The sequence below is a fragment of the Bradyrhizobium pachyrhizi genome (assembly GCF_001189245.1).
In the GTDB taxonomy this organism is placed as follows: Bacteria; Pseudomonadota; Alphaproteobacteria; order Rhizobiales; family Xanthobacteraceae; genus Bradyrhizobium; species Bradyrhizobium pachyrhizi.
The window spans coordinates 467,970-474,074 of the sequence record NZ_LFIQ01000119.1; the positions used below are offsets into that span (position 1 = coordinate 467,970).

Here is a 6,105-nt window from a genome sequence, read left to right on the forward strand (position 1 = left end):
AGGTAATATCCCGTTAAGCCTCGAACGGATTCTGTACCAGAATAGTATCTTCACGCTCCGGGCTGGTGGACAGCAGGGCGATCGGACACCCCACCAATTCCTCGACCCGGCGAACGTACTTGATGGCCTGGGCCGGCAGATCCGCCCAGGACCGCGCATTGGCCGTCGGCTGCTTCCAGCCCTCGATGATCTCATAGATCGGCTCGACCCGGGCCTGCGCGCCCTCGCCCGCCGGCAGATGGTCGATTTCCTTGCCGTCGAGCTTGTAGCCGATGCAGACCTTGATGCTGTCGAACCCGTCGAGAATATCGAGCTTGGTCAGCGCCAGCCCGGCAATTCCGCAGGTGCGGACAGTCTGTCGCACCAGCATGGCGTCGAACCAGCCGACCCGGCGCTTGCGCCCGGTATTGACGCCGAATTCCTTGCCGCGGCGGCCGATTTCCTCGCCGATCTCGTCGTTCAGCTCGGTCGGGAACGGACCCTGACCGACCCGGGTGGTGTAGGCCTTGCAGATGCCCAGCACATAGCCGACCGCGCCCGGGCCGAGGCCGGTGCCGGTCGCGGCCTGCGCCGCCACCGTGTTGGACGACGTCACATAGGGATAGGTGCCGTGGTCGACGTCGAGCAGCGCGCCCTGCGCGCCCTCGAACAGGATGCGCTTGCCCTCGCGGCGCTTGAGGTCCAGCAGCCGCCACACCGTCTCGGCATAGGGCAACAGCTTCGGCGCCATCGCCGACAGCTCGCTCAGGATGCTCTTGCCGTCGATCTCCGCGAGGTTGAGGCCGCGGCGCAGCGCATTGTGATGCGCCAGCAGGCGTTCGATCTTGTGGGGCAGGGTGTCGAGGTCGGCGAGGTCCATCAGGCGGATGGCGCGGCGGCCGACCTTGTCCTCATAGGCCGGGCCGATGCCGCGGCGGGTGGTGCCGATCGAGGTGATGGCGTTGGACGATTCGCGCAAGGCGTCGAGCTCGCGATGCAGCGGCAGGATCAGCGTGACGTTCTCGGCGATCCGCAGATTGTCCGGTCCGACCGCCACGCCCTGCCCCTTCAGCTTGGCGACTTCGTCGAGGAAGGCCTGCGGATCGAACACCACGCCGTTGCCGATCACCGCGAGCTTGTTCGGGCGCAGCACGCCGGAGGGCAGCAGCGCCAGCTTGTAGGTCTCGCCATTGATCACGAGCGTATGGCCGGCATTGTGGCCGCCCTGGAAGCGCACGACGATGTCGGCCTGTTCCGACAGCCAGTCGACGATCTTGCCCTTCCCTTCGTCACCCCATTGGGCGCCGACGACGACAACATTGGCCATTGCGAAGATGTTCCCTTCAGGTGTTTCAGACCATGATCGCGGCGAAAACGCGTCCGCCCACAGCGACCTGCATTGATATGCCCAGCCTTAATCGCGGCGCCCGGCCGCGCGCACGCAAGGCGCCTACCGGATAAAGGAAGCGGCTCGGCTGCGCAAGCAAGAAGGGGCTCGTTTACGCCTTTTAGACGACCTACAACCCTTTGATATCCCCATTAAATTCCATGCTGCGCCCGGCCGCGCCGGGCTGGCGGGAATTTAATGTTACGGCAACGTGACGCCGGCCGTGCTGTGGATTGATTGCAGCTCCTGTTACGGCGATCATTCACCTAGATTAACCGGCAGGGTCCATGCCCAATTCCACCCAAGCGACGATGGCGCTGCGCAAGCTCGGCATTGCCTTCAAACTTCACACCTATGTCTACGATTCCAGCGCCGAGAGCATCGGGCTGCAGGCGGCCGAGGCGCTCGGCGTCGACCCGAATCGCATGCTCAAGACGCTGATGGCGGAGGTCGACGGCAAGCCGGTCTGCGCCGTGGTGCCGTCCGACTGCGAGGTCAGCATGAAGAAGCTTGCCGCCGCCCTCGGCGGCAAGTCGGCCAGGATGATGCGCCCGGCCGATGCCGAGCGGCTGACCGGCTATCATGTCGGCGGCATCAGCCCGTTCGGCCAGAAGAAGAAGGTGCCGACCGCGATCGACGAGACCGCCCTCAGCCACGTCACGGTCTTCGTCAATGGCGGCCAGCGCGGCCTGCAGATCGAGATCGATCCGAACGACGCCGCGCTCGCCGCCGGCGCCACGATGAAGGCGCTGGTGGCGACGCAGGACTGAGCCTGCGCAAGACCGATCCTGCGCGAGACTGATCCGAAGACCGGTCGCCGCGATCAATGCGAGGATTTGTCCCTCATGAACTCGGCGCCGACGAAGTCGGACAGGCCGGATAATTCCTCCGCCGTAATATCGTTGACGTTGAGCCGCAGCTGCATGATCGCGAGGTCGAGCAGATGCGCGGCGAAGCTTGCGCCGGCCGCCCTCACGATGCTGCGCTGCTCGATCAGGACAGCGATGACGTCGCGCAAACTGCGCACTTGCACTTGATCCATGGCCCTTTGCCCGGCGCTGGCCGTTGTTAGCTGAGTTGTCATTGGGATACCGATTGTAGTGTGCTGATGGACGCCGCACCCACGGGTGGGATGTACGGCAGATGCCCGGCTTCGTCGCCGAGAAGCGGGATGCGCCGGCGCATCTCGCGGACTTCGATCTCGATGGCCATCGGCGGCGGAATCAGCGTCACCGAGGCCTTCGGCCACGGCGCCGGATTCGGAGTGACGCCGGTGAAGCGATAGGCCGCGGCGATCTCGAGCGCGAGCAGCTGCAGCTCGAGCATCGCAACCCCCATCCCGGCGCAGGCGCGCGGACCGGCGCCGAACGGGATGTAGGCATCGGTGTTGTAGCGCCGCGTCATCAGGAAGCGGTCCGGATTCTCGAAATGCCGGGGGTCGCGCTGCAGCTGCCAGGGGCAGATCAACAGCGAGGTGCCGACCTTGAGATCGCGCCCGCCGATCGTCACCGGCTGCATCACCTCGCGCGAGAACCACCAGGCGCTGGGGTAGAGCCGGCAGACCTCCTTGACCAGCGTCGCGCTCAAATTGGCGCGCTTCACCGCGTCGAGCCGCAGCTCGCCGTCGTCGCCGAGGCACTCCGCCGCCTCGTCGGCAATCTCGTCCATCAGGGCGGGATCGGCGGCCATCTGGTAGAACATCCACGCCGCAGTCGAACCTGTGGTGTGATGGCCGGCCAGCAGCAATGTCAGGATCTCGTCCTCGAGATCGCGATCGGTCAGGCCGAGCGCCTCGAGATCGCGCAGCGCGCTGCTCGAGCCGGCCTTGCGGCGCAGGCGCTGCACCACCGTCGACATCGCAAGCTTGGCGCAGACCCGGTTCTTGCGCCGCCGATACCAGGCCACCGGACCGAACGGCAACGCGCGGAACATCTCTTCCGCCAGATCGTCCTCGATCGCGCCCACCGCCTGAACCAGGGCTTCCTCGTCGCCGGACGACATCACCTGGGAGCCGAAGATCGCGACGCAGATCGTCCGCAGCGCCAGCATCGCGGTGACATGGTGCGGATCGAACGATCCGAGCCGCGCCAGGCTGGCGCCGACCGCGCGGATCTCGGCGCACATATGCGGCAGGAATTTCTCGACGCTGCCCTTGGCCATGTGCTTCTGCAGCACCGCTCGCCGCCGCTTGTGCTCCTCGCCGCTCAACATCAGCGAGCTGCGGCCGAGCACCGGCGTCAGCTTCTTGATCAGCTTGCCCTTTCCGATGTCGGTCTCCGGCGCCTTGAGGATCGGGCGGAGCAGATCCGGATCGTTCACCAGGAAGACCGGCGCGGGACCGAGCTGCAACGGCACCAGCCCCAGCGCGGAATCGTTGCCGCGCGTCAGCAGCAGACGCAGCGGATCACGCTGGAATGCTCGAACGTCCGAGAACATGTGAAGCATCGTGGATCTCCAATTGCCGTCCAAGGTCGAGGAATTTGGTCAGGCCGGGATTGGCGGCGGGACCGAGCGGGATTTCTCCGGCGAGCGCCGTCAGCGGGCGGCCCATGCGATCATTGCCGATCACCTGCGGCGGGCCGTAGCGGCGGGTGCGGATGTCCATGCGGGTAAGAAAACGCTCATAGGAGAGATCAGCCAGCGCCACGAGCGCCTTCGCTCCGCGCAGCTCGGCGAAGCGAAACATCAGCGCGTAGTTCACGCGTGCGGCCTGCGACCTCGCAACGTTCGGCAGCACGCCGAAACGGCTGATCTCCCAGGCGTCGCGGCTGGCCGGAAAGCGACGCAGCGCAAGCTGCGGGAAGACCGACTTGGTGAGATAGGGATAATCGGTGCGGATCGCGCGGAAGCCGCCGACGAGCTCGACGCCGGAGAACAACAGGCAGTGCTCGGTATACCAGCAGTCGAACTGATCGCGTTCGACATCCCCGACCGTGGTCAGGAGCCAGCCGCAATGATCGACGAACAGGCGCTTGCGCAGCCGCAACATCGCCCCGACATGCGCCGGATCAAGCTCTTCCCTGGTGATGAGGGCGTGGTAGCCGTCCAATGAATGAAGCATTTGTCCCTTCCTCCAAATGCGGGAACATCTGGAACAAAAGGGGTTAACTGTGGTACCCCCTAAATCCGGGGGTTTTCGTCAATGGGCCTGGTAGACGCGATTTCGACCATCGAGGCGTCGGATACCATCGACGAGCTCAGCTCGTCATTGCACCGCGTTGTCCAGAATTACGGCTTCTCGGGCTTTGCCTTCGTCGATGCCGGCCGGCCCGACCTCGATCTGCCCTATCATATCGGCACATTTCCCGACGCCTGGAAGCGGGCGTATGTGCAGAACGAGTTCGTTCATGCCGATCCGGCGCTGGCGCGGTCACGACGCACCAACACGCCGTTCAGCTGGAGCAGCCTGAAGCTGCCGGAGCGAAGCGGACGCAGGCGACCGCCCGAGGTCAAGACGATGGATGCCGCCCGGGAATTCGGATTCAAGGACGGCTTCGTCGTTCCCTTCCACTATCGCGACCGGCTCGGCGCGGTGCATTCGAGCTCGACGGTGTTCTTCTGGGAAGACGAGCCGCGCGACTTCGACAAGCTGTTCGTCTGCCATCGCCATGAACTGCATCTGTTGATGATCTATTGGGTGCAGCGGGCGATGGACATCGTCAACCGCGACCAGCGCAACGCGCCGACCATCCTCAAGCCCGCGGACGCCGCCGAAACCATCAAGCTCACCGGGCGGGAGAAGGAAGTGATCGCCTGGGCGGCGCGCGGCAAGACCGTGGCCGACACCGCGCAGATCCTCGGCATTTCACCTGAGACGGTGGAAGGCTTCATCAAGCAGGCGCTGCGCAAGCTCGAGGCATCCAACAAGACCCATGGGGTGGCCAAGAGCATCGCGCTCGGGATCATCGATTTGTGAGCGGCGCCGCGCAGCCGTGGCGGTGCTTCCGGGGCTGCCGCCATGCCGGCCGCATCGCCCTGCCAGGACCAGACACCGCGACCTGTGGGCGCGGTCACACATCCGGGTTGGGCTTATGCTCCCAGTCGCCCCTTGATTGCATTCACGCACGGTCTTGATAATAAAGGCCGGGGCCGGATGACGCCGCCGCGAGCATCCCTGACTGGGGTGCGCATTCCGGTGCCCATCCGGCGCGACTGCCCGGCTGGCGTAGAGGCGCGGATCATCCTGCGCATTGCCCGGTACGGCAGGACCCGTTGTCCAGCCGCGTGATCCGTAGAAGTCCCATCGCGACGAACCGCCGGTTCATTTGCTACCAACTTTCGTAGCGGAAATGCTGTCCACGGACCCAGCTGGAGATGGTCTGAACGCATCATGAGCACATCACAGGACGACCGGATCGACCAATTGGTGCAGGCGCGCTGGCGCGCAATCGGGCTGTCGCAGGCGGATCTCGCCGAGATCCTGTGCGCCGGCGCCTCCCTGCAAAAGAACGGCGTCGACGGCACAGTCAAGATCGATACCGGTCGCCTGGCGGCGGTCGCGGAGATGCTCGGAATCGCTGCCGACATCCTCAATCGCCGGCCGGTCACGGCAGCGCAGGCACAAGCCGGCCAGACGGCGGAATCGCTGCAGTCCCTGCTCGAACTACGCATGCTGCGGGTGTTTCGCGACGTGCAGGACCCCGACACCAAGCGGATCCTGATCGAGCTCGCCGAGCAGATCGTCAAGCGCCAGACCACGCCGCCGGAGACCGGCTAAAGCGCGATGAGATTAGGTTGAA

The 6,105-nt window shown here is 65.0% G+C and carries 7 protein-coding genes; 3 read left to right on the forward strand and 4 right to left on the reverse strand.

What is annotated here, in order from left to right:
- Positions 1-13 precede the first annotated feature (13 nt).
- Positions 14-1,306, reverse strand: coding sequence for an adenylosuccinate synthase (locus AKL29_RS37100; RefSeq protein ID WP_016842678.1), 1,293 nt, complete (start codon positions 1,304-1,306; stop codon positions 14-16).
- Positions 1,307-1,653: 347 nt separating this feature from the next.
- Here AKL29_RS37100 and ybaK point away from each other — a divergent pair, with 347 nt between their 5' ends.
- Positions 1,654-2,136, forward strand: a complete 483-nt coding sequence (gene ybaK / locus AKL29_RS37105) for a Cys-tRNA(Pro) deacylase (RefSeq protein WP_050387551.1) — start codon at positions 1,654-1,656, stop codon at positions 2,134-2,136.
- 53 nt (positions 2,137-2,189) lie between these two features.
- On the opposite strand, the gene AKL29_RS37110 is transcribed toward ybaK, so the two are convergent.
- Genes AKL29_RS37110 through AKL29_RS37120 form a run of 3 tightly spaced genes read right to left on the reverse strand, consistent with a single transcriptional unit; the run spans position 2,190 to position 4,427 of the window.
- Positions 2,190-2,408, reverse strand: a complete 219-nt coding sequence (locus tag AKL29_RS37110) for a hypothetical protein (RefSeq protein WP_016842680.1) — start codon at positions 2,406-2,408, stop codon at positions 2,190-2,192.
- Positions 2,409-2,446: 38 nt separating this feature from the next.
- Positions 2,447-3,811 (reverse strand): cytochrome P450, encoded by a 1,365-nt coding sequence (locus AKL29_RS37115; RefSeq protein ID WP_244482629.1) that lies wholly within the window; start codon positions 3,809-3,811, stop codon positions 2,447-2,449.
- The gene (locus AKL29_RS37120; RefSeq protein WP_050387553.1) at positions 3,771-4,427 is read right to left on the reverse strand and encodes an acyl-homoserine-lactone synthase; all 657 of its coding nucleotides are present in this window, start codon (positions 4,425-4,427) and stop codon (positions 3,771-3,773) included. Before AKL29_RS37120 ends, AKL29_RS37115 begins: the two co-directional genes overlap by 41 nt.
- A gap of 81 nt (positions 4,428-4,508) precedes the next feature.
- On the opposite strand from AKL29_RS37120, the gene AKL29_RS37125 reads away from it, so the two are divergent.
- Together AKL29_RS37125 and AKL29_RS37130 are read left to right on the forward strand one after the other, a co-directional pair.
- Complete coding sequence (locus tag AKL29_RS37125) at positions 4,509-5,282, forward strand: helix-turn-helix transcriptional regulator (RefSeq protein WP_050387554.1); 774 nt, start codon at positions 4,509-4,511, stop codon at positions 5,280-5,282.
- 414 nt (positions 5,283-5,696) lie between these two features.
- Complete coding sequence (locus tag AKL29_RS37130; protein WP_050387555.1) at positions 5,697-6,083, forward strand: hypothetical protein; 387 nt, start codon at positions 5,697-5,699, stop codon at positions 6,081-6,083.
- Positions 6,084-6,105 lie beyond the last annotated feature (22 nt).

What these genes read in the sequence shown, in the direction of transcription:
- AKL29_RS37100 (WP_016842678.1), bottom strand. Translation starts at nt 1,306, where the DNA reads ATGGCCAATGTTGTCGTCGTCGGCGCCCAATGGGGTGACGAAGGGAAG.
- ybaK (WP_050387551.1), top strand. Translation starts at nt 1,654, where the DNA reads ATGCCCAATTCCACCCAAGCGACGATGGCGCTGCGCAAGCTCGGCATT.
- AKL29_RS37110 (WP_016842680.1), bottom strand. Translation starts at nt 2,408, where the DNA reads ATGGATCAAGTGCAAGTGCGCAGTTTGCGCGACGTCATCGCTGTCCTG.
- AKL29_RS37115 (WP_244482629.1), bottom strand. Translation starts at nt 3,811, where the DNA reads ATGCTTCACATGTTCTCGGACGTTCGAGCATTCCAGCGTGATCCGCTG.
- AKL29_RS37120 (WP_050387553.1), bottom strand. Translation starts at nt 4,427, where the DNA reads ATGCTTCATTCATTGGACGGCTACCACGCCCTCATCACCAGGGAAGAG.
- AKL29_RS37125 (WP_050387554.1), top strand. Translation starts at nt 4,509, where the DNA reads ATGGGCCTGGTAGACGCGATTTCGACCATCGAGGCGTCGGATACCATC.
- AKL29_RS37130 (WP_050387555.1), top strand. Translation starts at nt 5,697, where the DNA reads ATGAGCACATCACAGGACGACCGGATCGACCAATTGGTGCAGGCGCGC.